Source organism: Loktanella sp. 3ANDIMAR09 (assembly GCF_001420005.1).
Classification (GTDB): Bacteria; Pseudomonadota; Alphaproteobacteria; order Rhodobacterales; family Rhodobacteraceae; genus Loktanella.
Map to the genome: position 1 here is coordinate 179,391 of NZ_LJAK01000005.1, position 26,749 is coordinate 206,139.

At 63.0% G+C, this 26,749-nt stretch carries 23 protein-coding genes and 1 tRNA gene; 16 read left to right on the forward strand and 8 right to left on the reverse strand.

Going from position 1 to position 26,749, the window contains the following annotated elements; genetic code table 11:
* Positions 1–123 precede the first annotated feature (123 nt).
* From AN189_RS09770 to pdxH, 5 genes are all read right to left on the reverse strand, one after another.
* Positions 124–3,780 carry a vitamin B12-dependent ribonucleotide reductase gene (locus AN189_RS09770; protein WP_056034763.1) on the reverse strand — a complete coding sequence of 1,219 codons (3,657 nt, stop codon included), beginning with the start codon at positions 3,778–3,780 and terminating at the stop codon, positions 124–126.
* Between the two features lie 532 nt (positions 3,781–4,312).
* Positions 4,313–4,389, reverse strand: a tRNA-Pro gene (locus tag AN189_RS09775).
* A gap of 48 nt (positions 4,390–4,437) precedes the next feature.
* Positions 4,438–4,908, reverse strand: coding sequence for a DUF192 domain-containing protein (locus AN189_RS09780; RefSeq protein ID WP_056034766.1), 471 nt, complete (start codon positions 4,906–4,908; stop codon positions 4,438–4,440).
* Positions 4,908–5,432 (reverse strand): cold-shock protein, encoded by a 525-nt coding sequence (locus tag AN189_RS09785; RefSeq protein ID WP_056034768.1) that lies wholly within the window; start codon positions 5,430–5,432, stop codon positions 4,908–4,910. The genes AN189_RS09780 and AN189_RS09785 overlap by 1 nt, the downstream gene beginning before the upstream one ends.
* 32 nt (positions 5,433–5,464) lie before the next feature.
* Positions 5,465–6,070: a pyridoxamine 5'-phosphate oxidase gene (pdxH, locus tag AN189_RS09790; RefSeq protein WP_056034772.1), complete on the reverse strand. Its 606-nt coding sequence runs from the start codon at positions 6,068–6,070 to the stop codon at positions 5,465–5,467.
* A 136-nt stretch (positions 6,071–6,206) separates the two neighbouring features.
* Here pdxH and fabI point away from each other — a divergent pair, with 136 nt between their 5' ends.
* From fabI to trpE, 6 genes are all read left to right on the forward strand, one after another.
* Complete coding sequence (gene fabI, locus AN189_RS09795) at positions 6,207–7,013, forward strand: enoyl-ACP reductase FabI (RefSeq protein WP_056034775.1); 807 nt, start codon at positions 6,207–6,209, stop codon at positions 7,011–7,013.
* A complete protein-coding gene (locus AN189_RS09800) occupies positions 7,010–7,624 on the forward strand; it encodes a LysE family translocator (RefSeq protein ID WP_056034778.1) in 615 nt (204 codons plus the stop codon). Before fabI ends, AN189_RS09800 begins: the two co-directional genes overlap by 4 nt.
* Before the next feature lie 20 nt (positions 7,625–7,644).
* A complete protein-coding gene (gene gpt / locus AN189_RS09805; RefSeq protein WP_056034782.1) occupies positions 7,645–8,166 on the forward strand; it encodes a xanthine phosphoribosyltransferase in 522 nt (173 codons plus the stop codon).
* 146 nt (positions 8,167–8,312) lie between these two features.
* Positions 8,313–9,485, forward strand: a complete 1,173-nt coding sequence (locus tag AN189_RS09810; RefSeq protein WP_056034785.1) for an aminotransferase — start codon at positions 8,313–8,315, stop codon at positions 9,483–9,485.
* Positions 9,486–9,549: 64 nt separating this feature from the next.
* On the forward strand, positions 9,550–11,391 hold the full coding sequence (locus AN189_RS09815) for a peptidylprolyl isomerase (protein WP_056034788.1): 1,842 nt from the start codon (positions 9,550–9,552) through the stop codon (positions 11,389–11,391).
* Between the two features lie 2 nt (positions 11,392–11,393).
* Positions 11,394–12,902, forward strand: a complete 1,509-nt coding sequence (gene trpE / locus AN189_RS09820; RefSeq protein WP_056035059.1) for an anthranilate synthase component I — start codon at positions 11,394–11,396, stop codon at positions 12,900–12,902.
* 3 nt (positions 12,903–12,905) lie between these two features.
* Here trpE and AN189_RS09825 read toward each other — a convergent pair whose 3' ends face one another.
* The gene (locus AN189_RS09825; protein ID WP_056034791.1) at positions 12,906–14,537 is read right to left on the reverse strand and encodes a divergent polysaccharide deacetylase family protein; all 1,632 of its coding nucleotides are present in this window, start codon (positions 14,535–14,537) and stop codon (positions 12,906–12,908) included.
* A 131-nt stretch (positions 14,538–14,668) separates the two neighbouring features.
* Here AN189_RS09825 and AN189_RS09830 point away from each other — a divergent pair, with 131 nt between their 5' ends.
* The 7 genes from AN189_RS09830 to lexA all read left to right on the forward strand — a co-directional run bounded on the left by AN189_RS09830 (position 14,669) and on the right by lexA (position 20,214).
* Complete coding sequence (locus AN189_RS09830) at positions 14,669–15,262, forward strand: aminodeoxychorismate/anthranilate synthase component II (protein WP_056034794.1); 594 nt, start codon at positions 14,669–14,671, stop codon at positions 15,260–15,262.
* Positions 15,259–16,272: an anthranilate phosphoribosyltransferase gene (gene trpD, locus AN189_RS09835; protein ID WP_056034797.1), complete on the forward strand. Its 1,014-nt coding sequence runs from the start codon at positions 15,259–15,261 to the stop codon at positions 16,270–16,272. The genes AN189_RS09830 and trpD overlap by 4 nt, the downstream gene beginning before the upstream one ends.
* Entirely contained in the window at positions 16,256–16,909 is a 654-nt protein-coding gene (locus tag AN189_RS09840) for a uracil-DNA glycosylase (protein ID WP_056034798.1), read from the forward strand. The genes trpD and AN189_RS09840 overlap by 17 nt, the downstream gene beginning before the upstream one ends.
* Positions 16,906–17,718, forward strand: coding sequence for an indole-3-glycerol phosphate synthase TrpC (gene trpC / locus AN189_RS09845; protein WP_056034802.1), 813 nt, complete (start codon positions 16,906–16,908; stop codon positions 17,716–17,718). Before AN189_RS09840 ends, trpC begins: the two co-directional genes overlap by 4 nt.
* A gap of 1 nt (position 17,719) precedes the next feature.
* Complete coding sequence (gene moaC / locus AN189_RS09850; protein WP_056034805.1) at positions 17,720–18,193, forward strand: cyclic pyranopterin monophosphate synthase MoaC; 474 nt, start codon at positions 17,720–17,722, stop codon at positions 18,191–18,193.
* 79 nt (positions 18,194–18,272) lie between these two features.
* A complete protein-coding gene (glp, locus tag AN189_RS09855; RefSeq protein ID WP_056034808.1) occupies positions 18,273–19,445 on the forward strand; it encodes a gephyrin-like molybdotransferase Glp in 1,173 nt (390 codons plus the stop codon).
* An 82-nt stretch (positions 19,446–19,527) separates the two neighbouring features.
* Entirely contained in the window at positions 19,528–20,214 is a 687-nt protein-coding gene (gene lexA, locus AN189_RS09860; RefSeq protein WP_056034811.1) for a transcriptional repressor LexA, read from the forward strand.
* Here lexA and AN189_RS09865 read toward each other — a convergent pair.
* Positions 20,208–22,271 (reverse strand): ComEC/Rec2 family competence protein, encoded by a 2,064-nt coding sequence (locus tag AN189_RS09865; RefSeq protein ID WP_367379434.1) that lies wholly within the window; start codon positions 22,269–22,271, stop codon positions 20,208–20,210. The two genes, lexA and AN189_RS09865, sit on opposite strands and share 7 nt — an antisense overlap.
* An 81-nt stretch (positions 22,272–22,352) precedes the next feature.
* Between AN189_RS09865 and gltX the strand changes: the two genes are divergently transcribed.
* The 3 genes from gltX to AN189_RS09880 all read left to right on the forward strand — a co-directional run bounded on the left by gltX (position 22,353) and on the right by AN189_RS09880 (position 25,609).
* A complete protein-coding gene (gene gltX / locus AN189_RS09870; RefSeq protein ID WP_056034819.1) occupies positions 22,353–23,756 on the forward strand; it encodes a glutamate--tRNA ligase in 1,404 nt (467 codons plus the stop codon).
* Positions 23,757–23,817: 61 nt separating this feature from the next.
* Positions 23,818–25,113, forward strand: a complete 1,296-nt coding sequence (locus AN189_RS09875; RefSeq protein WP_157057444.1) for a citrate synthase — start codon at positions 23,818–23,820, stop codon at positions 25,111–25,113.
* Positions 25,085–25,609: a GNAT family N-acetyltransferase gene (locus AN189_RS09880; protein ID WP_253279595.1), complete on the forward strand. Its 525-nt coding sequence runs from the start codon at positions 25,085–25,087 to the stop codon at positions 25,607–25,609. The genes AN189_RS09875 and AN189_RS09880 overlap by 29 nt, the downstream gene beginning before the upstream one ends.
* Positions 25,610–25,646: 37 nt before the next feature.
* On the opposite strand, the gene AN189_RS09885 is transcribed toward AN189_RS09880, so the two are convergent.
* On the reverse strand, positions 25,647–26,744 hold the full coding sequence (locus tag AN189_RS09885) for an alkene reductase (protein ID WP_056034833.1): 1,098 nt from the start codon (positions 26,742–26,744) through the stop codon (positions 25,647–25,649).
* Positions 26,745–26,749 lie beyond the last annotated feature (5 nt).

Sequence of the window (26,749 nt, forward strand, 5' to 3'; positions counted from 1 at the left end):
CTCGATTGGTTCACCGCTCGGAATGTTTTATGCCTGCGGCCCGATCTACGTCCGCGTCCGGTCAAACCGAAGCGGAACGCTGAAGCCCCGAATTTTCGCAGAAAATTCGGGGCTCCCTAAACTTTAGCTACAGCCGGATGTCCCGCCGCAGGTGTTGCACTTCATGCAGGTGCCGTTGCGCACCAGCGTGTAGTTGCCGCATTCGCCGCAGGGGTCACCCTCGTAGCCCTGCATCTTGGCCTTGTCGCGGGCCGAAATCGCCGTGGCGACTGCGGCGCTGCTGCTGGCCTGCCCCATCGCGGAGGCAACCTTGGCCGTCATCTCGGGCACCAGCGTCTGCAGTGCGGCGACGGTGTCGTCCATGGCGGATTGACCGCCCTGCAGCACCACCAGTTCCTGCGGCATCCGCTTGCGCAGATAACCGGTCGAGCTGATCTGCTTGAGCACCTCCAGGCTGCGGCTGGCAGCGGACTCGGTCGGCGTCTGCACGTTGGTCACACCTTCCTCGACACCACGGCCGATGTCGTCGAATGCCGCACCCTCTGGTTTGACATGCGCCAGATCGGTCCGGTCGAGGTAGGACACGGCCAGTTCGCGGAAGATGTAATCCAGGATTGAGGTCGCATTCTTGATGCTGTCGTTACCCTGCACCATGCCGGCGGGTTCGAATTTCGTGAACGTGAATGCGTCCACGAATTCCTCCAGCGGCACGCCGTATTGCAGGCCCACGGACACGGCGATGGCAAAGTTGTTCATCATCGCGCGGAAGCCGGCACCTTCCTTGTGCATGTCGATAAAGATCTCGCCCAGCTTGCCGTCCTCGTATTCACCGGTTCGCAGATAGACCTTGTGACCACCGACGATTGCCTTTTGGGTGTAACCCTTGCGGCGCTCCGGCATCTTTTCGCGGTGCGACTTGATGATCTCCTTGACGATGATCTTTTCGACGATCTTTTCGGCCAGCACCGCAGCCTTTTCGTGATGCGTGCCGGTTTCCAGGATCTCGGCGGCCTCGTCGTCGTCCTCGACCAGCGATGCGGCGAGTGGTTGGCTCAGCTTCGATCCGTCACGATAGAGCGCGTTGGCCTTGATCCCCAGCGACCACGACAGCTCGTAGGCCTTTTGACAGTCCACGATGGTGGCGTCGTTGGGCATGTTGATCGTCTTGGAAATCGCACCCGAGATGAACGACTGGGCGGCGGCCATCATGTGGATGTGGCTGTCGACGCTCAGGTAGCGTTTGCCGATCTTGCCGCAGGGGTTGGCGCAGTCGAACACGCTGTAGTGCTCTTCTTTCAGGTGGGGTGCACCTTCCAGCGTCATGGTCCCGCAGACATGGGCGTTGGCCGCGTCGATCTCGGCCTTGGAGAACCCAAGGTGGCGCAGCAGGTCAAAGGTCGGATCGTTCAGCTTGTCCGCCGGGATGCCAAGTGTGCCGGTGCAGAAATCCTCGCCCAGCGTCCATTGGTTGAACACGAACCGGATGTCGAACGCGGCCTTCAGCGCGCCTTCGATCTTGTCGATTTCAGCCTGACCAAAGCCGTGACCGACCAGCGACGTGTGGTTGATCCCCGGTGCCTGACCGATGGACCCGTGACCCACGGCATAGGCAATGATTTCTTCGATCTGGCTGGTGCGGTAGCCCAGCTTTTCCAGCGCGGCGGGCACCGACTGGTTGATGATCTTGAAATAGCCGCCACCGGCCAGTTTCTTGAATTTCACCAGCGCAAAGTCGGGCTCGATCCCCGTGGTGTCGCAATCCATGACCAGACCGATGGTGCCGGTGGGTGCGATCACGCTGACCTGTGCGTTGCGGTAGCCGTGCTTTTCACCCAGCTCCAGCGCCGTGTCCCAGGCCTCCATGGCCAGTTTCGGCAGGCGGGCGTCGGGGCAGGACTTGCGGTCCAGCGGGACCGGCTTGATGTCCAGCCCCTCGTAGCCGACCAGCTTGCCCTTGGCGGCGTTGCGGTGGTTGCGGATGACACGCAGCATGTGCTGTGCGTTCTTGGCGTAGCCGGGAAATGCACCCAACTCTCCGGCCATTTCGGCCGAGGTCGCGTAGGACACGCCGGTCAGGATCGCAGTCAGCGCACCCGCCATCGCGCGGCCTTCGTCACTGTCGTAGCCCAGACCCATGTTCATCAGCAGACCGCCGATGTTGGCATAGCCCAGACCCAGCGTGCGGAAGTCATAGGACCGCTGCGCGATTTCCTTGGACGGGAATTGTGCCATCAGCACGCTGATTTCGAGTGTGATGGTCCACAGACGCGTGGCGTGGATATAGTCCTCGGCTTGGAATTCGCCGTTTTCATAGAACGTCAGCAGGTTCATGGACGCCAGGTTACAAGCGGTATCGTCCAGGAACATGTATTCCGAACAGGGGTTCGAGCCGCGGATCGGGCCATCCTCCGGGCAGGTGTGCCAGGCGTTGACGGTGTCGTGGTACTGGATGCCGGGATCGGCGCAGGCCCATGCGGCATGGCCAACCTGTTCCCACAGATCGCGGGCCTTGATGATCTTGGCGACCTCGCCGTTGCGACGGTTGATCAGTTTCCAGTCGTCGTCGTTTTCAACAGCCTTGAGGAAGGCGTCGGTCACGCGGATGGAGTTGTTCGAGTTCTGGCCGGACACGGAGGAATAGGCCTCGGAATCCCAGTCGGTGTCATAGGTCGGGAATTCGATGCTGGTGTGGCCCTGCTTTGCGTAGTCCAGCACGCGCTTGACGTATGTTTCCGGGATCGCCACCTTTTTCGCAGCTTTTACAGCGGCTTGCAGGGCGGGGTTCACCTTGGGGTCATAGGCGTCCTCGGCCTTGCCGTCCCATGCCTTGATCGCCGCAAAGATCGCATTCAGCTTTTCTTCGTGCATCTTGGACCCGGCGACGATGCTGGCGACCTTCTGCTCTTCCAGCACCTTCCAGTTGATGAATTCCTCGATATCGGGGTGGTCGGCGTCGACGATCACCATCTTGGCCGCGCGACGTGTGGTGCCGCCCGATTTGATGGCACCTGCGGCGCGGTCACCGATTTTCAGGAAACCCATCAGGCCGGAGGATTTGCCACCACCCGACAGCGCCTCGCCCTCGCCGCGCAGGGACGAGAAGTTGGTGCCGGTGCCAGAGCCGTATTTGAACAGACGGGCCTCGCGGACCCACAGATCCATGATACCGCCTTCGTTCACCAGATCGTCACCAACAGACTGGATGAAACAGGCATGCGGCTGCGGATGCTCGTAGCTGGAGGCGGATTTGGTCAGTTCCTTGGTTTCGAAATCGACGTAGTAGTGCCCCTGTGCCGGGCCGTCGATGCCGTAGGCCCAATGCAGGCCCGTGTTGAACCACTGCGGGCTGTTGGGTGCGGCGCGCTGGGTGGCCAGCATGTGACGCATTTCGTCGAAATAGGCGCGCGCGTCCTCTTCGGTGGTGAAATAGCCACCCTTCCAGCCCCAATAGGTCCAGGCCCCTGCCAGACGGTCAAAGACCTGCTTGGCGCTGGTTTCGCCGCCAAAGGTCGCGTCGTCAGCCGGAACGGAACGCCACAGGAATGCGGGCACGCCCTTTTCCTTGACCTTTTTCACGGCTGACGGGACACCCGCCTTGCGGAAATATTTCTGGGCAATGACATCGGACGCAACCTGGGACCATGCCTTGGGAATTTCGCAGCCTTCGAGTTTGAAAACCACTGTGCCGTCCGGATTGCGAATCTCGGATGTGGCGCTCTTGAAGGCGATATCCGCGTAGGCGTCCTGTCCCTGGGTCGTAAAGTTGCGTTCAATTTTCATGGTCGATCCCTTTGTGCCCTGCCGCGCTGCGGCCCTGTCTCAATTCGTGTGCGCCCGCGTCTGCGGGTCCGTTCAGCCGATGCGTCAAAACGGGCTTGGCCAGGTTTCCACCTGGCTCTCACGCTTAACGCTTACCGCTTAAACTGCACATGCTGGACACTACATCTAGTGCGATTGGTGTCAGCCCGCACAACCTGACGTATATGGGGGGAGAGGGTCAACGGATTTATTTACACAAAATCAGCTTTTTCCTGATTGACCAAAAGCCAAAGCCGGAGGCGAAAAACAGCCCACCGATTCATGCGCGGCTTGTCCACAATTTCATCCACCGAACGGCTCGAAACTCCGTCAGGGTTTACGGTGACTTAGGGTCAGTGGTTAACGCAATGTTTACTTCTGCTGCCCACGAATCGCGCAATTTGGATACAACGGGGTGTCCGTGCAAATGGGCCACACACAAGATGATGTGTCATCCCCCGCGGGGGGAGAATCGGGACCGGGTGTCGCGACCCTGATCATTTTGTGTGGATGTTGGTCGGGGCGATAGGATTCGAACCTACGACCCTCTGTTCCCAAAACAGATGCGCTACCAGGCTGCGCTACGCCCCGAACCGTCGCCACCCATAAGGGAGGCCACGACGATTGAAAAGCCCGAAATTACGGATCGCAGGGTGCCACGGGATCGGGACCGATCGCTGGATGCTGCAACACGTCGCCCGCATCGATCCCCAACCGCTGTGCAAGCCCACCGTTGATTTCCAGGACATACTTGATGTTGTCCCCACCAAAGATGGGTGTTTCGTCCAAAGGCACCGCCTGCGGATGGATATGGCTGATCGTGCCATCCTCGGCCGCAAAGATCATGTCGAGCGAAATCAGCGTGTTGCGCATCCAGAAACTGGCCGGTTGCGGCGCATCATAGACAAAGATCATGCCTTCCATCGTGCCCATTTCGGCGACATTCATCAGCCCTTGCGCGCGTTCGGCGTCGTCATCCGCGACATCCACGGCGAACCGTGCGCGACCGAAATCACCCAGCACGGTGACAACGGCGGGATCGCAGCTTGCGGCGATGGCCCCTGTCGCCGGCATCAGCGCCAGCGCCACGATCGTCAGTGTCAGTCGCATCAGATATCCTCGCCCAGGTCCCAAGATTTAATTTCGACCGCCATGCGGCCGCGTTCGCCCTGCATGACCCTGATCGCGATCGCCTCTCCGGCAGTCAGTTCAGCCAGGCCACAGCGGCGCACCACCTCGACATGTACGAAAATATCATCGCGCGCACCAAACACGTTTGCGAAACCGAACCCCTTGGACTTGTCGAACCATTTGACCCGCGCCGGCAGCAGGGGCATCTGCGCGCGCGCGTCATCGGTCAGATGTTCCAGATCATCGAGGGGCGCACCGCCACCGCCGGCGGGAGGTGTGATCGACAGAATCCGTTCGGCCTGATCCCCGCGCGGGGTGCTGACCACGGTCATCCGCACGGCGCTGCCCTCGGAAATAGAGGCCTGCCCGTAGTTGCGCAGCACGTTCGAATGCAACAGCACGTCGGGGCCGCCACTGTCGCGGACCACGAATCCGAACCCCTTGCCCGGATCGAACCATTTGACGGTGCCCGTCATCTCCTCGCCGGTCTTGTCGACCTCCATCAGACACACTCCTGTTTCATGCCGCGCAGCATCTAAGGGAAAAGCCGTTGGATCTGCCATTCCGACGTCAACGCGGGCCGCCGCCAGGTGAACCGGTCGTGCAGGCGATGCGCGCCATCGGCCCAGAATTCGATTTCAAGCGGACGCAAACGGTAGCCACCCCAGAACGGGGGCCGGTCGGGATCATCACCCTGCGCCTGCGTCGCGGCGGCAACCCTGTCCATCAAGGCCTGACGGGATGCCACCGGTTGCGACTGCGCGGACGCCCAGGCCCCGATGCGACTGTTCAGGTCGCGACTGCGGTAATAGGCATCGGCCTGCGCGCCATCCTCGCGGGTGACCAGACCACGCACCCGGATCTGACGGCGCAGGGATTTCCAGTGCATCACGAACGCCGCCCGCCCGCTGGCGTCCAGCTCTTGCGCCTTGGTGCCTTCGTAATTGGTATAAAAGACAAAGGCGTCGTCCTCGATCTGCTTGAGCAGAACTACCCGCACATTGGGCATGCCTGTCGAATCGACCGTCGATAATGCAATGGCGTTGGGATCGTTGATCTCGGTCGCTTCGGCCTCGGACAGCCACCGCCGGGTCAGATCGAACGGATCATCGCCCGCAAAAATACCGTCCCGGTCAGTCATCGCAACGCTCCACCCTTCAAAACGCGCCCATCACATGGCCGCGGACAACGTTTTCGCCTTTGCGGCAATACTTGTCCAGCGCCCGTTCATCACCTAAACGGAACAGACGTTTCGAATTTGCGCAAGGGTGCCCAGCATGACCTCTACTTTGATGGCAGGAAAACGAGGCCTCATCATGGGTCTGGCCAACGACAAATCCATCGCCTGGGGCATCGCCAAGGCACTGGCCGATGCGGGCGCGGAACTCGCGTTTTCCTATCAGGGCGAGGCGTTGAAAAAACGTGTCGCACCGCTGGCAGAACAAGTCGGGTCCGACATCGTGCTGCCCTGTGATGTGGGCGACATGGACAGCGTGGACGCGATGTTCAACCAGCTTGGCGAACGCTGGGACAAGATGGATTTCATCGTCCATGCCATCGGGTTTTCGGACAAGAACGAATTGCGTGGCCGCTACGTCGACACCTCGCGCCAGAACTTTCTGACATCAATGGACATCTCGGTCTACTCGTTTACCGCCGTGGTGCAGCGCGCGGAAAAGATGATGACCGACGGCGGGTCGTGCCTCACGCTGTCCTACTATGGCGCGGAAAAGGTCATGCCGCATTACAACGTGATGGGTGTCGCCAAGGCCGCACTCGAGGCATCCGTGCGCTACCTCGCCGAGGATCTGGGCAAGGACAACATCCGCGTGAACGCCATCAGCGCGGGTACGATCAAGACACTGGCCGCCTCGGGCATCGGTGATTTCCGCCTGATCATGAAATGGAACGAATACAACTCGCCCCTGCGCCGCACCGTCACCCAAGAAGAGGTCGGTAAATCCGCGCTTTATCTTCTGTCGGACCTGGGCAGCGCCGTCACGGGCGAGGTTCTGCACGTCGATGCAGGCTACCACGTTGTCGGCATGAAGGCGGTCGACGCCCCCGACATCACCAAGGAATGACGATCGCCGCCTTTGCATCGGTCGTGCTGATCCATCTGGCTGCCGCCATTTCGCCGGGACCCTCGTTTGTGGTCGCGCTGCGGGTCGCGGCATCGGACGGATTTCGCGTGGCCTGTGCCCTGGCATTCGGCTTTGGCCTTGGTGCGCTTCTCTGGGCGGGGGCCGCGATGGCGGGCCTTGCACTGGTGTTCGAACTGATGCCGACGCTCTTTCTGGCCCTGAAACTGGTGGGGGCGGCATTTCTGTTCTTCATTGCAGTGATGATGTGGCGACACGCCCGCGACCCGTTGCCCGCCGCTGACAGTGGCGCACGTCCACGAACCGCCGCCTCTGCCATCCGGTTTGGCTTTCTGACCTTTGCCTCCAATCCCAAACCGGCCGTATTCTTTGGTGCGGTCTTTGTCGGCTTGGTCCCTGCCGATACGGCGCTGACCTGGAAGCTGGCGATCCTCGCCGCCGTGTTTGTCAATGAAACGCTGTGGTACGTCATCGTGGCCCGCCTTTTCTCACTCCCGCGCCCGCGCGCGGCCTATGCCCGCGCAAAGACCTGGATCGACCGGGCCTTTGGCGGTTTCCTGGCCCTGCTCGGCCTCAAGATTGCCCTGACCTGACCACCCTGAAAGGACACCCCATGCCGGACCGCCTGCCCCACGAAAAAGGCTTTCACATCAGTTGGGACCAGATCCACCGTGACAGCCGTGCGCTGGCATGGCGGCTCGATGGTCTAGGACCAGAGGGCGAGGCCGGCGAAAAGGGCGGCGGCTGGCGCGCCATCGTGGCCATCACCCGTGGTGGCATGGCCCCTGCGATGATCGTCGCAAGAGAGCTCGACATTCGCACGGTGGACACGATTTCGGTCAAATCCTACGACCATCAGGAACAATCCGAAACCAAGGTGCTCAAGATGCCCGACGCCGACATGATGGGCGACGGGACCGGCATCCTGATCGTCGACGACCTCGTCGACAGCGGCCGCACCCTCGAGGTGGTCCGCGAAATGTATCCCAAGGCCCATTTCGCAACGGTCTATGCCAAACCAAAAGGCCGCCCGCAGGTCGATACCTTCATCACCGAAGTCAGCCAGGACACCTGGATTTTCTTCCCCTGGGACATGGCCCTGCAATACGTCGAACCCTACCGCGGCAAGGATTGAGATCGCAGGAGCCTCCGGCGGGAGTATTTGGGGCAAGATGATACCAATCCGCATCATCTTGCCAAAAATACTCAAAATACCGCCGTGGCCGAAGGCCAAAGGCAAAAATCGCGTGCGGCGTAGCCGCTCTGTTTGGGAATAGTCTCATGTCACGATCACGCACGTCACTGACTTTCCCGCCACCAGTGATGGAGGCGCGGCGCTGGCTGGATGGCGTGACCCACCCCGAGGGGCGCGCTTTGCTGAACGTGAGCCAGGCCGCCCCGCTGGACGCACCGCCCGCGCGGATGCGTGCGGAAATGGCCAGGATTGTGATGGAGGACGCAGGCGCGCATCTGTATGGGCCAGTACTGGGTTTGCCCGACCTGCGGACCGAGGTGGGGATTCAGTGGTCCGGTGCCTACGGCGGCCGGATCCGCGCGGATCAGGTTGCGATCACATCGGGTTGCAACCAGGCCTTCGCGGCCGCGATTTCGACCCTGTGCGGCGAGAACGACGAGGTCATCCTGCCGGTGCCTTATTATTTCAATCACGCCATGTGGCTGGATATGTCCGGTGTCAGGACGGTTCCTCTGCAAACTGGACCTGATCTGATTCCGCGGGCTTTGGATGCGGCAAAGCTGGTCAACCGACAGACGCGCGCGATCGCACTGGTCAGTCCCAACAATCCCGGCGGCGTCGAATATCCGGCGCAGACGCTGATAGATTTTCGTGATCTTTGCAGCAGCCGCGGAATCGCGCTGATCCTGGATGAAACCTATCGTGATTTCGACGCCCGCGACGGGGCGCCGCACGACCTCTTTGCGGACGACTGGGATGAGACGCTGATCCAGCTCTATTCGTTCTCCAAGGCGTACCGTCTGACCGGCCACCGGGTAGGTGCGATAGCCGCGTCTACTGCCCGCCTTGCGGAGGTGGAAAAGTTTCTCGACACCGTCACGATCTGCCCCAACCAGCTGGGCCAACGTGCCGCCCTTTGGGGGATGCGCAATCTGGGTCCCTGGCTGGCCGGTGAACGGCGCGAGATTCTGGACCGGCGCGCGGCCATCCTCGACCATTTTCCAAAGCTTGCGGAAAAAGGCTGGCAGTTGCGCGGATGCGGGGCTTATTTTGCCTATCTGCGGCACCCGTTCGATATGTCATCCGCAGATCTCGCGCCCTGGCTGGTCAAGAACGCAGGCATCCTGTGTCTGCCCGGAACCATGTTCCGACCTGCGTCTGACCCCTTGGGGGCATCGGAAATACGGATTGCATTTGCCAATGTAGACAGGCCTGCCATCGGGGAATTGTTCGACCGACTGGCCCTGATCGCGCCCTGAGGCTTGCACGACCCGCCCGGCCCCCATATTGAAGCGCGGACCACGTATCAGGGGACCGCATCACATGGCTAAGCAGAAGAAATCACGTTTCGGCGTCTGGGTGATCCTGATCCTGCTGTTCGTGGGCTTGCTCGGTTTTGGTACCGGCGGATTTACCGGATCGATCCAGCGGCTTGGCATGGCGGGTGACACCGAGATTTCGGTGTCCAGCTACCAGAGCGCGCTGAACAACCAGTTGCGCAGCCTCGAGGCGCAGGTCGGCAACCGTGTCACGTTCCAGCAGGCGCAGGCCAGCGGTCTGGACCGGCAGGTGCTGAACCAGGTGGTGACGATCGCGACGCTGGACAACGAAACCGCCCGGCTGGGCCTGTCCATCGGTGATGACCGCGTCCGCGACGAGGTCCTGTCAACCCAGGCCTTCCAGTCCCTGTCCGGCAATTTCGACCGTGAAACATACCGTCGCGCCCTGGCCAATGCCGGCATGACCGAGGCCGCATTCGAGGCGTCCCTGCGCGCCGACGTGGCCCGCACGCTGTTGCAGGGTGCCGTGATCAGCGGCGTGGAAATGCCGCCCGTCTATGTCGATACGCTGCTGGCCTATCTGGGTGAAACCCGCGATATCGTCTTTGCACCCGTCACCGTCGATGACCTGGACACCCCGGTGCCCGGCCCGACCGAGGCCGATCTGCAGACCTTTTACGACGAAAACCCGGACATGTTCACCGCCCCCGAGGCGCGCGAAATCACCTATGTGATGCTGACCCCGGCCATGTTGGCCGATGACGTCACGATCCCCGAGGATCAGGTACGCAGCCTATATGAGGACCGCATCAGCCAGTTTCAGCAGCCCGAACGCCGGCTTGTCGAACGGCTTGTGTTTCCCGACGCCGCGGCTGCAGACGCCGCACAGCAGCAGATTGCAGCGAGCGAGACCGATTTCGACGCGCTGGTGACCCAGCGCGGTCTGTCATTGTCGGATGTCGACCTTGGCGATGTCAGCCGCGACGATCTGGGGGCCGCTGGCGATGCCGTCTTTGCCGCGGCACCGGATGATGTCGTGGGCCCGATCGAGACATCGCTGGGACCGGCATTGTTCCGCGTGAACGCGATCCTTGCCGCGGAAAACATTCCCTTTGAGGACGCAGCACCCGATCTGGAACAGGAGCTTGCGACAGCGCAGGCCCGCCGTGTGATCAACCAAAGTGCCGAGCAGATCAACGACCTGATCGCGGGCGGTGCCACGCTCGAGGATCTGGCCGACCGGACCGAACTAGAGCTGGACACCATCAGTGTCACCCCCGACACGACCGAGGGTCCCGCCGCCTACGACAGTTTCCGCGCAGCTGCGGCAGCCGTCGAGGAGGGTGCGTTCACCACCCTCGAGGAACTGGAGGACGGGGGCATCTTTGCCGTGCGTCTGGACAGTGTGACACCCCCTGCCCTGCAACCGATGGCCGAGGTCAGCGACCGTCTGGAAGCGGCATGGCGTGCGGCCGCCGAACGGCTGGCGATCATCGCCCGCGCCGAGGAACTGGCAACGCAAGTCATGCCGATGACCCGGCTGGACAGCCTTGGCCTCGACCCGGTTGAACAGCAGAACCTGACGCGCGGCAGCTTTGTCGAAGGCGCGCCTGCTGGTTTCATGCAAGAGGTGTTCGCGATGGAGACGTCACAGGTGCGGGCCCTGCCCACCCCGGACGGGGCGCTGATCGTGCGTCTGAACCGCGTGACGCCCGCCGATCCCGAAAATGAACGGGTCGCGGCACAACGCGATGCGCTGTCAGAACAGATCGCCGCCGGGCTTGCGCAGGACATCTATGATGCCTTTGCCAATGATGTGCGGATGCGGACGGATGTGGTGATCGATCAGAACGCCGTCAACGCCGTCAATTCACAGATGCAATGACCATGCGCCAGTCCCCCGATTTCGAGACCTTTGCCGCCGGTTACAATGCCGGTCAGAACCAGATTGTCTGGACCCGGCTGGCCGCCGATCTGGACACACCGGTGTCGTTGATGCTGAAACTGGGCGATGCCGGTGTGAACAGCTTCATGCTTGAAAGCGTGACGGGCGGTGAAATCCGCGGGCGCTATTCCATCGTCGGCATGAACCCCGATCTGATCTGGGATTGCCACGCAGGTGCCAGCCGGACCAACCGGACCGCACGCTATGATCCCGATGGATTCGTGGCCGATACGGTCCCCCCGCTGGAGGCATTGCGCGGATTGATCGCGGAATCGCGGATCGATCTGCCGGTGGATCTGCCGGGGGCCAGTGCCGGTCTGTTCGGCTATCTTGGCTATGACATGATCCGGCTTGTCGAACATCTGCCGGATGTGAACCCCGACCCGCTGGGCCTGCCCGATGCGGTCATGATGCGCCCGTCGGTGATCGCGGTGCTGGACGGGGTCAAGGGTGACGTGATCCTTGTGGCGCCTGCCTGGGTCAACGCGGACGTCAGTGCCAAGGCGGCCTATGCGCAGGCGGCCGAACGCGTGATGGAGGCGGAACGCGCCCTGTCGCGTGCCGTGCCGGACCGGCGCGACATGGCCGACCCGGCCCCCGTGGGCGAACCGCGATCCAATATCGGGCATGACGCCTATATTGCCTTGGTCGAACGGGCCAAGGACTATATCCGCGCAGGCGATATCTTTCAGGTGGTGCCAAGCCAACGCTGGACACTGGATTTCCCCGAACCGCCGTTTGCACTGTATCGCAGCCTGCGGCGCACCAACCCGTCGCCCTACATGTTCTATTTCAACTTTGGCGGCTACCAGGTCATCGGGGCCTCGCCGGAAATTCTGGTGCAGGTGACGGGCAGCCGCGTGACGATCCGGCCCATTGCCGGCACGCGCCCGCGCGGTGCCACCCCCGAGGAGGACGCCGCCAACGAGGCCGATCTGATGGCCGACACGAAAGAACTGGCCGAACACCTGATGCTGCTGGATCTGGGGCGCAACGACACCGGCAAGGTGTCCAAGATCGGAACGGTCCGCCCGACCGAGGAATTCAAGGTCGAATACTACAGCCACGTCATGCACATCGTGTCGAACGTCGTGGGCGAACTGGCCGACGATCAGGACGCACTGTCGGCGTTCTTTGCGGGGATGCCGGCAGGCACGGTGTCAGGCGCGCCCAAGGTGCGTGCGATGCAGATCATCGACGAGCTGGAACCCGAAAAGCGCGGTGTCTACGGTGGTGGTGTCGGCTATTTCAGTGCCAATGGTGACATGGACATGTGCATCGCGCTGCGCACGGCGGTCCTCAAGGATCAAAACCTGTATATTCAGGCCGGTGGCGGTGTCGTCTATGACAGCGACCCCGAGGCGGAATATCAGGAAACCGTCCACAAATCGAATGCGATCCGCAAGGCCGCTGCCGATGCGGCGATGTTTTCCAAGGGCGGGAACCGCTAGCGGTCAGTCATTACCGGCCAAAAGGGTCGCGGACAGCGGTGCCATCGCGACCTGCCGGGCGCGGTTGGCAGCCCCCCACAGGATCAGCGCAGACAGGGTTTCCGGCGTGAGCCGGGCCAGCAGGATCACACTGTCCTGCTGGCCCGCGCGGAATGCCGCCTGATCCATGAATCGCCGGATGACACGCGCGTCCTGATCCACATCCGTCAGATCCCGAAAGATGGCCGCGTTTGGCACATCCTGCGCATCGGCCACGGTCGCCGCACCGTTCAGGCCGCTGTCCGCCTGCACCAACCCGCGACCGTCAGCTGCCAAGGCAGCGACGACCTGTTCCGTGGCGGGATCAGACCGCCCCAGTGCGGCACCGTCGGTCTGCACCAGCGCCACGGTCTGCGGCAAGGCGTCGAACGTCGCCTCGAGCGCGACCGCAACATCCGCGGCCGTCCCGCCCTGCGGCAGGCTTGCGCGGGCTGCGACCTCGAACCCGCCTGCGCGGTAGGCGTCCATCAGCCCTGACACACCGGCACGCGACGGGTCCAGAACGATGGTGACCGGAAACGGCACCTCTTGCAGCGCGCGGGGACCGTCCGGCAAAGCGCCATCGTCGATCAGAACCACACTCATCAGCGGCAGGTCATCGGGATTGTCGAAAAACGCCGCGAATTCCACGAGCGCGGGCAGCGGGTCCGCCTCTTCTGCGGCAGGCGCAATGGGGGTATCACCTGCGGGACGCCGGATCGTGATACCGGTGGCAGGGTCCGTGGTGGTGCCGGTGGGCCCGTCGATGATGGTGACGACAGTGGGCGCGGCACCCGGCGCGCTGTCCACCGTTTCGTCAGCAGGTGCCGCACCGGGCGCTGCAGTATCGGGTGTCGTGATGTCATCAGGGGTTGCAGGCGCGGTGTCCGGGTCATCCACAGCCTCCGGGACCTGCGGGACAGGCGTATCGATCACGACCGGCGCAGATGCGATGACCTGTTCGTCGGTTGGCGCATCTGGCGCGGATGCGTCGGGTTCTGCGACATCTGTGACCGCCTCATCTTCGGTCACGGTTGCGGTTTCGGGCGCATCCTGCGGCGGTGTGTCCTCGGCTACCGGGGCAGGTTCGACCATGACGACCACGGGGTCATCGGCTGCATCATCCGATGTGGACGGCAGCGTTTCGTCGGGTTCCGGCACATTCACGACGACGGGCGGTGGGGGCGCTGTCGACAGCGTCACATCCGCCTCCGATGCGGGCACCTGCGGTGACTGGCTTTGCGGATTGGGCAGGACGGGGTCTTCGGGCGCGGTGGCAATCGATACCGTCGTGTCGGGTTGGGGCGACACCAACGCAGGTTCGATCACCGCCGGATCGGGTGGCTGCGTACTTTGCGTCTGGGGGACGGGTGTCTGGGCCTCGACCGTCGGGGACGACAGCGCGGGTTCGGTCATGTCCGCTGGCTGCGACGCCTCGGGCGCATCGATCATGGCGACATCGGGCAAAGGTTCAGGCGTGGCGTTTGCCTGCGGGGCCTCGGTCTGTGGCAAGGCCGGCGGCGTGTTGCCCACAGGCTGCGGTGCCAGCAGCGATCCCGTGGCGACAGCCATGCCGCCCACAACAACGCCCCATGCCGCGCCTTTCACGAATGCCATACCGCTAATCCCTTTGCCTGTCGGGGCCTGCCCTTGACGCCTGCCTGCATCAGCCCTCATATCGGGTGCGACTATACCGTGTGGTCCCGCCCGGACGGTAGCCCCTAATTGACCCAAGGCCCGGTGACAACATGATCCTGCTGATCGATAACTACGATAGTTTCACCTATAATCTCGTGCATTATCTGGGTGATCTGGGTGCCGATGTACAGGTGCGGCGCAACGACAAGATCGACGTGCAAGAGGCGATGGCGATGCGCCCGCAGGCCATCGTGCTGTCACCCGGCCCCTGCGACCCCGATCAGGCGGGCATCTGTCTGGCACTGACCCATGCCGCAGCCGAGACGCGCACGCCGCTGCTGGGGGTCTGCCTTGGGCATCAGACCATCGGTCAGGCCTTTGGCGGCAAGGTGGTGCGCGCGGGCGAGATCGTACACGGCAAGATGGGCACCATGCATCACGCCGGACAGGGCGTGTTCAAGGGGTTGCCTGACCCGTTTCTCGCGACGCGTTATCACAGCCTTGTGGTCGATCCCGCCACCCTGCCCGACAGCCTGGAGGTGACAGCACATCTGGAGGACGGCACGATCATGGGTCTGCAACACCGGGACCTGCCGATCCAGGGCGTGCAGTTCCACCCCGAGAGCATCCGTTCCGAGCACGGCCACCAGATGTTGCAGAACTTTCTCGATCTGGCGCAGGTGAAACCGCAGGTCGCGGCATGAGCGACGCGTTGAAGCCGCTGATCGCTGCTGCGGCCACCGGTCCGCTGACCCGCGCGCAGGCCGAGGATGCATTCGGCATCCTGTTCAACGGCGATGCCACCCCAGCGCAGATCGGCGGGTTCCTGATGGCGCTGCGCACGCGGGGCGAAACGGTGGACGAATATGCCGCCGCCGCCGCCGTGATGCGCGCCAAATGCCTGCCCGTGCGCGCACCGGCGGGTGCGATGGATATCGTGGGCACCGGTGGCGACGGCAAACATACGCTGAACATTTCGACCGCAACGGCCTTTGTCGTGGCCGGCGCAGGTGTGCCCGTCGCCAAACACGGCAACAAGAACCTGTCGTCGAAATCCGGCACGGCGGATGTGCAATCCGCCATGGGCATCAACGTGATGGTCAGCGCGGATGTGGTGGAACGCGCACTGGAGGAAGCCGGGATCGGGTTCATGATGGCCCCGATGCACCATCCCGCCATGGCCCACGTCGGCCCGGTGCGGGCGGAACTGGGCACCCGCACGATTTTCAACATCCTGGGGCCGCTGACCAACCCCGCAGGCGTCAAACGCCAGTTGACCGGCGCCTTTACCCGCGACCTGATCCGCCCCATGGCAGAGGTCCTGCTGGCCTTGGGGACCGAGGCCGCCTGGCTGGTCCACGGGTCCGACGGCACCGACGAGCTGACGATCACAGGCACCAGCTGGGTTGCCGCGATCAAGGACGGTGCCATCACCGAATTCGAGGTCACACCGCAGGACGCAGGCCTGCCGGTGCATCCCTTTGCCGAGATCGTCGGCGGCACGCCCGCCGAAAACGCCACCGCCTTTCGCGCGCTGCTGGATGGTGCGCCATCGGCCTATCGGGACGCTGTGCTGCTGAACGCTGCCGCAGCCCTGCTGATCGCGGGCAAGGCCGCGGACCTGCCCGCCGGTGTGGCGCTGGCGGCCGAAAGCATCGACAGCGGTGCTGCCCTGCGTGCGGTCGAGGCATTGGCCCGTGTCACCGCCGCCTGAGGGGCTGGGCGGCTGGGCTGACCTACCGTTCTGGGCGGACCACTGGCCCGCGATCAAGGCCACGCTGGCCGCCGAGGCGCGACCGGTCTATCCACCGCAGGACCTGATGTTCGCAGCCCTGCGCCGCACGCAACCGGACGACACCCGTGTCGTGATCCTGGGACAAGACCCCTACCACACCCCCGGCAAGGCCGACGGTCTGGCGTTCTCAATCCCCGACGGATTTGGCGGACGGCTGGATTCGCTGGGCAATATCTTCAAGGAAATTCAGGCCGATCTGGGCGCATCCCGGACCAAGACCTCGCTGGACGACTGGGCCGATCAGGGGGTCTTGCTGCTCAACACCGCGCTATCCGTGCCGCAGGGCGCGGCATCGGCGCATGCGCGGCTGGGCTGGGACGTGCTGGTCAAACAGGTCATCGCCCGGTTGGAGGACGCGCCGCGGGCCTTTGTGCTGTGGGGTGGGCCTGCGCGCCGCTTTGCCCCGCAGGCCGCACATCATCTGGTGTTGACCGCGGCACATCCCTCGCCACTGTCAGCGCATCGCGGGTTTTTCGGCTCTGGGCCATTTTCAACTGTGAACACGTGGCTTACAACCCGCAGTGAACCACCCATTCACTGGACGGACCCCGCATGACACAGACCATTCTCGACCGCATCAAGGCCTACAAACTGGACGAAATCGCGGCAGAGAAGGCCGAAGTGCCGCTGTCCGAAATGGAGGCCCGCGCCCGTGACGCAGGCCCCGTCCGCCCCTTTGCGGCCACGCTGCACCGCGCGGCACAGGACGGATATGGCCTGATCGCCGAGGTGAAAAAGGCCAGCCCGTCCAAGGGGCTGATCCGCGCCGATTTCGATCCGGCCGCCATCGCCACGTCCTATGCCGCAGGCGGTGCCGCCTGCCTGTCCGTTCTGACCGACGGCCCGTCGTTTCAGGGCGCACCCGATTATCTGGTGCAGGCCCGTGCCGCCTGCGACCTGCCGGTACTGCGCAAGGATTTCCTGTATGACACCTATCAGGTGGCACAGGCACGCGCCTGGGGTGCCGATTGCATCCTGATCATCATGGCCAGCGTCAGCGACGCACAGGCCCACGAGCTGGAGGACGCAGCCGCATCATGGGGCATGGATGTGCTGGTCGAGGTGCACAACCGCGCAGAACTGGACCGCGCCGCCGATCTGGATGCGCAGCTGCTGGGAATCAACAACCGCGACCTGAACACCTTTGAAACCACGCTGGATACCACGCGGGCGCTGTCCAAACACGTGCCGGCCGGGCGCACCATCGTATCTGAAAGCGGGCTTGCCACGCCCGAGGATCTGGCCGACCTCGCCCGCTACGGCGCGCGCACCTTCCTGATCGGCGAAACGCTGATGCGGCAGAACGATGTGGAACAGGCCACGCGCGATCTGCTGGCCAACCCCGTGAACCCGGCAGGGCTGTAATATGACGCTTTCGCATTTCGACAGCGCAGGCCATGCCCATATGGTCGATGTGTCCGACAAGGATGTGACCGCACGCATTGCCGTGGCCGAGGGGCATATCACGATGACGGCCGAAACGCTGGCGCTGGTCACCGAGGGCCGCGCGGACAAGGGCGACGTGCTGGGTACGGCGCGACTGGCGGGCATCATGGGCGCGAAACGCTGCGCCGACCTGATCCCGCTGTGCCACCCGCTGCCCATCACCAAGGTCAGCGTCGATCTGACCCCCGACCCCGCCCTGCCCGGCGTGCGTATCAGCGCCACCGTGAAAACCACCGGGAAAACGGGCGTCGAGATGGAGGCACTGACCGCCGTATCGGTCGCCGCCCTGACCGTGCACGACATGGTCAAGGCCGTGCAAAAGGACATGGTGATTTCCGGCGTGCGCGTCACGCTCAAGGATGGCGGCAAATCCGGACGGTTCACGGCTCAATGAGGGTGGGCCTGCAGACAGAGTGCGCAAACACCAACGCTTTTGCCGATTGGGAAGCCGCAAGCGTCGGTGAGGCCGCACCATGATCAGCGTGGTGGAGGCGCTGGATGCGCTCTTTGCGCTGGTTCACCCGCTGGACGTGGAATGGGTGCCGCTGGACCATGCGGCGGGCCGTGTTCTGGCACGCGACGTGGCGGCGCAACGCACGCAGCCGCCCTTTGCCGCCTCGGCGATGGATGGCTATGCGGTGCAGGATGCGGCTGTCGCTCCGGGCGCACAGTTTCACGTCATCGGAGAGGCCGCCGCAGGCCACGGTTTCGACGGTGCGATTGCCAATGGACAGGCCGTGCGCATCTTTACCGGGGCACCGCTGCCGCAAGGGGCGGACCGCGTCGTGATCCAGGAGGACGCAGAGCGCGACGGAGACGTGATTACACTGCGCGCTGATCTGGACGGCAATGCCTACGTCAGACCCGCGGGGGCGGATTTCCTGGCAGGCGACCTGCTGCGCGCGCCACGACGGCTGACCCCTGCCGATATCGCCTTGCTGGCGGCCATGAACATTGCGCGGGTGCCCGTGACGCGACGGCCCGTCGTGGCAATCGTCGCAACCGGGGACGAGCTGGTGCAGCCCGGCGAAACACCCGGGCCGGATCAGATCATCGCGTCCAACAATCATGGTCTGGCCGCATTGCTGCGGGCCCATGGTGCTGACGTGCGGCTGCTGCCCATCGCGCGGGACACGCACGCCAGTCTCGCGCTTGCCTTTGATCTGGCGCGCGGCGCTGATCTGATCGTCACGATCGGCGGTGCGTCTGTCGGAGATCATGATCTGGTGGCGGCCGCTACGGGCGCACGCGGCATGGAGCGTGCATTCTACAAGGTGGCGATGCGCCCCGGCAAACCACTGATGGCGGGGCGCGTGGATGGTGCCGCGATGGTCGGTCTGCCCGGAAATCCGGTGTCGGCCATGGTCTGCGGTCATGTTTTCCTGTTGCCGCTGATTGCGGCCATGTCCGGGCTTCCTGCCCAGCCAGCGCCGCGCAGCACCGCCCTATTGACCCATGACCTGACAGCGAACGGACCGCGCGAACACTACATGCGTGCCGTTTGCGAGGGGAACAACGTCACGATCTTTGATCGCCAGGATTCCGCCCTCTTGAGCGTGTTGTCACAGGCCAATTGCCTGGCCGTCAGGCCCGTCGGTGATCCGGCAAGGCAGGCAGGTGACCGGATTGCGGTGATTGCGATATAGCGCGCCTGCAATATTGACACAAAACGGGAACAGAGGTAGAACACCGGGGAACACATCTGTCGCTTGACCCCGGGGGCCTGCCATGTTGACCAAAAAACAGCTCGATCTGCTGGAATTCATCCACAAGCGCGTGCAGCGCGACGGCGTGCCCCCGTCATTCGACGAAATGAAGGAAGCGCTGGATCTGCGGTCGAAATCCGGGATTCACCGCCTGATCACGGCGCTGGAGGAACGCGGTTTCATCCGCAGGCTGGCACATCGCGCCCGTGCGCTGGAAATCGTGAAACTGCCCGACAGCATGATGGACAAACCGGGCTTCACGCCCCGCGTGATTGACGGTGATCGCCCTGATAATGGCCCGTCACGGGACCGCGATGTCAGCATTGCGGCAGTGGAATTGAACGTGATGGGCCGGATCGCCGCCGGTGTTCCGATTGCCGCGATTTCAGAGGTGTCGCATTCGGTGGCGGTGCCGCAGTCCATGTTGGGCAAGGGCGAACATTACGCACTGGAGGTCAGGGGCGACTCGATGATCGAGGCCGGGATCAATGACGGCGATGTTGTCGTGATCCGTGAAACCAGCACGGCCGACAATGGCGATATCGTCGTTGCATTGGTCGAAGATCAGGAAGCCACGCTCAAGCGGTTCCGGCGCACAGGATCGACCATCGCGCTGGAGGCTGCCAATCCCGCCTATGAGACGCGGCGGTTCCGCGATGATCAGGTCAAGGTGCAGGGGCGTCTCGTCGGTTTGATCCGCACCTACTGAACGCGCGCGATCTGGACGTCCACAGGGTCGCGTCGCTGTGGCGCTGTCGGTGTCCATGGCCGCTGTCCCGTGCGCATCTGCACAGTCGTCACGGTGAAACCGTCCGGATCCATGATGTCGATGGCAACCGCGCCCGCCGCGCGGAGCGTGACCGGGTCAAGGACAAGGCAGGGTCGCGTGACAGCGTCGGGCACGGTCAGGACCAGCACATCGGCGCCTCCGCATCCCTTGAGCCGGGCCAATTCGGTCTTGCCCCGGACCTGGACGATATGCAGCGGCCCGATGGTGGCTGAAACCACAGCGCCTTGGGTCAGGAACCCGGCACGGGCGGCGGCGACCGCCTGATCTGCGGGGGCACCGTCGTTTTCCAGCCAGATCGTCGCGACAAAGCCGTTGCCCGTTGGCCGCGACAGGGCGCGCCCCTCTGGTGTCATGCGCCCGATCAGACCACCGGTATCGGCAATCAGGATATCCGGTCGCGTGGTCCCGGCCCAGAGGCCGAAGGCCGCAATCACGGCCACGACCCCCGCCCAACGCGCCCGACCGCGCCACAGGATCAACCAGAGCAACCCAAGGCAGAGCAAGGGCAGCACGGATGGCCCCGGTGCGATGACATGGCTGACTGCACCGTCCCAACCCGCAACAGTGCCCGCAACCCCCAGGATCCAGCGCAATCCGAGACCCATGATCCACAGGCCGACACCTTCGAGGCCAAGCGGTGTCAGGCAGGCCGCCAGCACCGCTGCCGGCATGATGATCGCGCCCATCAGCGGCACGCTGGCCAGGTTCGCCAGCAACCCGTAGTGCGGCACCTGGTTGAAATGGGCCGCGGCAATGGGTGCGGTCGCCAACCCCGCCACGGCTGAAGAGATGACGACACCGACGATGCCACGCATCCAGCGAGGCCCGAACTGGCGCCCCCGCAGCAAACGGAACACCACAACAAGGGCGGTCGTCGCAGCAAACGACATCTGGAAACCCGGCCCGGTCAACGCATCAGGCCGCAGCACCAGCACGATCGTGGCGGCCAGCGCCACAGCCCGCAGTGTCAGTGCCCGTCTGTCCAGCAACACCGCCAGCAGCATCACGGACACCATGATAAAGGCGCGTTGGGTCGCAACCGACCCGCCCGACAGCGCAAGGTAGGCAGCACCCGACAGCAGGGCGGCAACGGCCGCGACCTTTTTCACCGGAACACGCAGTGCAAACGCAGGCCAGCACGACACCCCCACGCGGACCACAAGGAAAATAAATGTTGTAAGCAGCCCCATGTGCAGGCCCGAAATCGCTAGCAGATGCGCGAGGTTCGCATCCCGCAGATCCTGAAGCGCCGCCTGGCTGATCCCCGACCGGTCGCCCGTGATGATCGCAGTCGCAAGGGCACCAGCATCCCCGGGCAGGCGTGTCTGCACACCCTCGGAAATGGCCATGCGAATCCGAAAGACGAGGAGTGCAGTGCCGCCTTCGGGCGGGGCGGACCGCAGAACGGGGGTGCGGGTATAGCCGACAGCACCGATCGACTGAAACCAGGCGTGTCTGCGAAAATCAAAACCGCCGGGTTCCGCAGGACCATTCGGGGCGGACAGATGCCCGGTCAGCACCAGCTGGTCGCCCGGATGCCAGCCCGTGATCGGCTGTTCGCCGTGCAGTGACACACGGACACGGTGCGGCGTCCGGTCCAAGCGCACACCGTCCAGCGCCACCCGGTCCAGTGTCAGGCGCACCGCATCCGAAGACGATCTGTCGATATTCACCACACGGCCCGCAATGGGACCGTAGTATCGAAAGCTTAATACAGGGGCATCATGTGCCGCGGTCTGCACCTTGGCCAGTCCAGCCCCGGCGCAGATACAGGCAACGGCCAGTGCAAGCGGCGCATGGGCCTGCGGCAGCGCACGTGCCAACAAAAGACACCCAAGCGAAAGTCCGGCAAGCCCGATCCAGATCGGCAACCCGGGTTCAAAACGCAATGCGAAATAGCCGCCGATCCCGATCCCGAGGCAAACCGGCAACCAGTGGATCAACCCACCGCGCTGCGCCGAAAGGGCCGCTTGCACTTGTTCTTTACCCCCTGTCGCCATATCCAACACGCAACGCGGGCAGCTTGGCCTGCACTGGTAAACGACAGGTTAATTTCCATGACAGCCACCCCGCCCGTCACCCGTTTCGCGCCCTCCCCGACGGGGGCCCTGCACATCGGCGGCGCGCGCACTGCGCTGTTCAACTGGCTCTATGCGCGGGGGCATGGCGGCACGTTCCTGCTGCGGATCGAGGATACCGACAAGGCGCGGTCGAACCCGGAAAACACCCAAGTCATTCTGGACGGGCTGACATGGCTGGGTCTTGACTGGGACGGCGATCCGACCTCTCAGGCGGCCAACGCGGACCGCCATGCCGAAGTCGCATTGCAGATGCTGGCCGACGGCACGGCCTATAAATGTTTTTCCACACCCGAGGAAATCGAGGCATTCCGCGAGGACGCGCGCGCCAACAAGACATCGACCCTGTTCCGGTCGCCGTGGCGCGATGTGCCAGAGGCCGATCAGCCCGACGCGCCCTATGTGGTCCGGGTCAAGGCACCCCGCGACGGATCAACCACGCTGCATGATACGGTGCAGGGCGATGTGACCTGGTCGAACGATCAGCTGGACGACATGATCCTGCTGCGATCCGACGGCACGCCCGTCTACATGCTGGCCGTGGTTGTCGACGATCACGACATGGGCGTGACCCATGTCATCCGGGGTGACGATCATCTGGCCAACAGTTTCCGCCAGAACCTGATTTATGACGCGATGGGTTGGGACAAGCCCACCCTTGCGCATATCCCGCTGATTTTCGGCGCCGACGGCAAGAAACTGTCGAAACGCCACGGGGCGACAGCCGCCGCCGACTACCAGAAAATGGGCTATCCGGCCGCCGGCATGCGCAATTACCTCGCCCGTCTGGGGTGGAGCCATGGCGACGACGAATTTTTCACCGATGCACAGGCGCGCGACTGGTTCGATCTGGACGGGATCGGCAAATCGCCCGCCCGGTTCGATCTTAAAAAACTGGAACATATCAGCGGCCAGCATATCGCCATCATGGATGATGCCGCCCTGGTCGACGAAATTCAGGGCTACCTTGCGGCGACGGGTGCGCTTGCGTTGACCGAACGTCAGGCGGATGGTTTGCTGCGCGCGATGCCCGCACTCAAGGAACGGTCCAAAACCTTTCCCGAACTGCTGGAAAAGGCGCATTTCGTGCTGACGGAACGCCCTATCGTGCCCGATGAAAAGGCCGCCAAGGCGCTTGATGCTACGGCGCAGCAATATTTCGCAGAATTGACGCCGCACCTGCAAAATGTTACGTGGGACCGGAATACGTTAGAGGAGGCGATCGCCGACTTTGCGACCGCCCGCGACACCAAGTTGGGCAAGCTGGCCGGGCCGCTGCGGGCGGCACTGGCGGGCCGGTCGGTTTCCCCAAGTGTTTTCGACATGATGCTGGTGCTCGGCCGCGAGGAATCGCTGGCCCGGATCACCGCCGCTGCGGCCTGATCATCCAAGGGTGAAAGCGCCGTCCCAATATGGTCGCCCCGGCGACGAGTGAAAGTAAGGACTGACTATGACCGAAAAAAGCGCAAAGCTGACGATCGACGGCAAGGACTATGACCTGCCAATCTTCACGCCGACCTCTGGTCCCGATGTCCTCGATATTCGCAAGCTTTATGCGCAGGCTGGCGTGTTTACCTATGACCCCGGTTTCACGTCGACAGCCTCGACGGACAGCACAATCACCTTCATCGACGGTGACAAGGGCGAGCTTTTGCACCGTGGCTATCCCATCGACCAGCTGGCGGCAAAATCCCACTACCTCGAGGTGTGCTATCTGCTGCTGAACGGCGAGTTGCCAAATGCAGAACAGCTTGAGGAATTCGAATTCATCGTGACGCATCACACGATGCTGCACGAGCAGATGATGAACTTTTTCCGTGGTTTCCGCCGTGACGCGCATCCGATGGCCATCATGGTCGGTGTCGTCGGTGCCATGTCGGCATTTTATCACGACAGCACCGACATTCACGACGAAAAGCAGCGCGAAATCGCAGCATTCCGCCTGATCGCCAAGATGCCGACGATCGCAGCGATGGCCTACAAATACCACGTGGGCCAGCCCTTCGTGTATCCGCGCAACGATCTGGATTACGCGTCGAACTTCTTGAACATGTGTTTCAGCGTTCCGGCCGCGAACTATAACGTCGATCCGGTGTTGTCGCGCGCGATGGACCGCATTTTCACGCTGCACGCGGACCACGAACAGAACGCATCGACATCCACCGTGCGTCTGGCATCGTCGTCGGGGGCAAACCCATTCGCCTGCATCGCAGCAGGGATTGCCTGCCTGTGGGGACCGGCACACGGCGGTGCGAACCAGGCCTGTCTGGAAATGCTGCGCGAAATCGGCACGGTCGACCGCATTCCCGAGTTCATCGCCCGCGCCAAGGACAAGAACGACCCGTTCCGCCTGATGGGCTTTGGCCACCGCGTGTACAAGAACTTTGACCCGCGCGCGACGGTGATGAAGGAATCCGCCGACGAGGTTCTGGACCTGCTCGGGATCGAGAACAACGAAACGCTCAAGGTCGCCAAGGCGCTGGAAAAGGCCGCACTAGAAGATCCGTATTTCGCCGAGAAAAAGCTGTTCCCGAACGTCGATTTCTATTCGGGCATCATCCTCGAGGCGATGGGTTTCCCCACATCGATGTTCACGCCGATCTTTGCGGTGAGCCGGACCATCGGTTGGGTGTCGCAGTGGCAGGAACAACTGTCCGATCCGCAGCTGAAAATCGGTCGTCCGCGCCAGCTGTACATGGGTGAAACCACCCGTGACTACGTTGACATCGAAAACCGCTGATCCTGTTCTGGTGACGGCGCGGCTGGTGCTGCGCCGTCCCGCATCTGGCGATCTGGACGATCTGTTCGCCATCTATTCGGACCCATGCGCAATGCGCTATTGGTCCACCCTGCCCCATGACAGTCCCGCGGTGACATCCCGCAGTTTGGACGGGATGATGGCACAATCCCCGTTGACCTATTTTGCGCTGGACCTGAACGGCAGGGTTATCGGCTGCGCCGGTCTCTATCGCGACCAAGAGGTCGGGTTCATCCTGCATCCCGATCACTGGCGACAGGGCTATGTGACAGAGGCGATGAACGCCATCATTCCCTATCTGTTTGCCACCACGCAGGTCCCGCATCTGATGGCCGATATCGACCCGCGCAATATCGCATCTGCCGCGGCCTTGACCGGGCTGGGGTTCACCGAAACACATCGCGCTACGCGGACCTATTGCATCGGCGGTGTCTGGTCGGACAGCGCGTATTACAGGCTGCATCGGCCCGACACCTGACACGAAAAGGGGCACCCTGTCGGGTGCCCCTGATCCGTCAGCCGGCCTCGTGGTCGTCAAGGAACGGATAATCGGTATATCCCTTTTCGTCGCCGCCGTAGAAGGTATCGGGATCGGGTGCGTTCAGGGCCGCATCCAGATTGAACCGGCGTGGCAGATCCGGGTTCGCGATGAACGGGCGGCCAAAGGTCACGGCATCCGCGCGGCCGCTGGTAATGACCTCGCGGGCGCGGGCCGCGTCATAGCCACCGTTTGCCATGTAAAAGCCGTCGTAGTGGCCGCGCAGGGCGTCGATCAGATCCTGCCCTTCTCCGTTGTCGCTACCCGGAAAGCTTTGGAGGACGTGCAGGTAGGCCAGTTTGCGGTCGCTCAGCATCTTGTAGATCGCGCTGTAGTGCGTCAGCGGATCGCTGTCACCACCGTCGTTGGCCTGACCCAGCGGTGACAGGCGCACGCCGATGCGGTCGGCGTCCCAGTGTTCACCCACGGCGTCCAGCGCCTCTTGCAGGAAACGCATCCGGTTCTCGACGCTGCCACCGTAGGCGTCGGTGCGGTCGTTCACGCTGTCTTGCAGGAATTGCTCGATCAGATAGCCGTTTGCTGCGTGAACCTCGACGCCGTCGAACCCTGCGACCTTGGCCAGACGTGCGGCCTCGCGGTAGTCGTTGATGGTTTCCTTGATCCCGTCCGCATCCAGTGCCACCGGATCAGAGCAATCCACGAAACCATCGTGGGTAAAGGTCTGTGCCTTTGCCGGTTTGGCGGTCGCGGAAACGGGCTGTCGGCCATCGGGCAGGACGGATGTGTGGCTGATCCGTCCGACATGCCAAAGCTGGATGAAAATACGCCCGCCCTCGGCATGGACGGCGTCGGTGATTTCGCGCCACTTGGCGGCCTGCGCCTCGGTATGGATGCCGGGGGTGTTGATATACCCCTTGCCCATTTCTGAAATCTGCGTGGCCTCGGTCAGGATCAGGCCCGCGCTGGCCCGTTGGCGATAATACGGCACCGCCATATCCGACGGCATGCCATCGGGTTGGGCGCGGTTGCGGGTCAGCGGGGCCATCAGCACGCGGTTGGGCAAGGTGATCGTGCCCATCTCGATGGGGCTGAACAGCATGTCTTGGTCGGTCATGGGTT

Coding starts and splice junctions, on each gene's coding strand:
- gpt (WP_056034782.1), top strand. CDS start 7,645: ATGCCGGACCGCCTGCCCCACGAAAAAGGCTTTCACATCAGTTGGGAC.
- AN189_RS09780 (WP_056034766.1), bottom strand. CDS start 4,908: ATGCGACTGACACTGACGATCGTGGCGCTGGCGCTGATGCCGGCGACA.
- lexA (WP_056034811.1), top strand. CDS start 19,528: ATGTTGACCAAAAAACAGCTCGATCTGCTGGAATTCATCCACAAGCGC.
- AN189_RS09800 (WP_056034778.1), top strand. CDS start 7,010: ATGACGATCGCCGCCTTTGCATCGGTCGTGCTGATCCATCTGGCTGCC.
- fabI (WP_056034775.1), top strand. CDS start 6,207: ATGACCTCTACTTTGATGGCAGGAAAACGAGGCCTCATCATGGGTCTG.
- glp (WP_056034808.1), top strand. CDS start 18,273: ATGATCAGCGTGGTGGAGGCGCTGGATGCGCTCTTTGCGCTGGTTCAC.
- AN189_RS09785 (WP_056034768.1), bottom strand. CDS start 5,432: ATGGAGGTCGACAAGACCGGCGAGGAGATGACGGGCACCGTCAAATGG.
- trpC (WP_056034802.1), top strand. CDS start 16,906: ATGACACAGACCATTCTCGACCGCATCAAGGCCTACAAACTGGACGAA.
- trpD (WP_056034797.1), top strand. CDS start 15,259: ATGAGCGACGCGTTGAAGCCGCTGATCGCTGCTGCGGCCACCGGTCCG.
- gltX (WP_056034819.1), top strand. CDS start 22,353: ATGACAGCCACCCCGCCCGTCACCCGTTTCGCGCCCTCCCCGACGGGG.
- AN189_RS09885 (WP_056034833.1), bottom strand. CDS start 26,744: ATGACCGACCAAGACATGCTGTTCAGCCCCATCGAGATGGGCACGATC.
- AN189_RS09810 (WP_056034785.1), top strand. CDS start 8,313: ATGTCACGATCACGCACGTCACTGACTTTCCCGCCACCAGTGATGGAG.
- AN189_RS09770 (WP_056034763.1), bottom strand. CDS start 3,780: ATGAAAATTGAACGCAACTTTACGACCCAGGGACAGGACGCCTACGCG.
- trpE (WP_056035059.1), top strand. CDS start 11,394: ATGCGCCAGTCCCCCGATTTCGAGACCTTTGCCGCCGGTTACAATGCC.
- pdxH (WP_056034772.1), bottom strand. CDS start 6,070: ATGACTGACCGGGACGGTATTTTTGCGGGCGATGATCCGTTCGATCTG.
- AN189_RS09825 (WP_056034791.1), bottom strand. CDS start 14,537: ATGGCATTCGTGAAAGGCGCGGCATGGGGCGTTGTTGTGGGCGGCATG.
- AN189_RS09830 (WP_056034794.1), top strand. CDS start 14,669: ATGATCCTGCTGATCGATAACTACGATAGTTTCACCTATAATCTCGTG.
- AN189_RS09815 (WP_056034788.1), top strand. CDS start 9,550: ATGGCTAAGCAGAAGAAATCACGTTTCGGCGTCTGGGTGATCCTGATC.
- moaC (WP_056034805.1), top strand. CDS start 17,720: ATGACGCTTTCGCATTTCGACAGCGCAGGCCATGCCCATATGGTCGAT.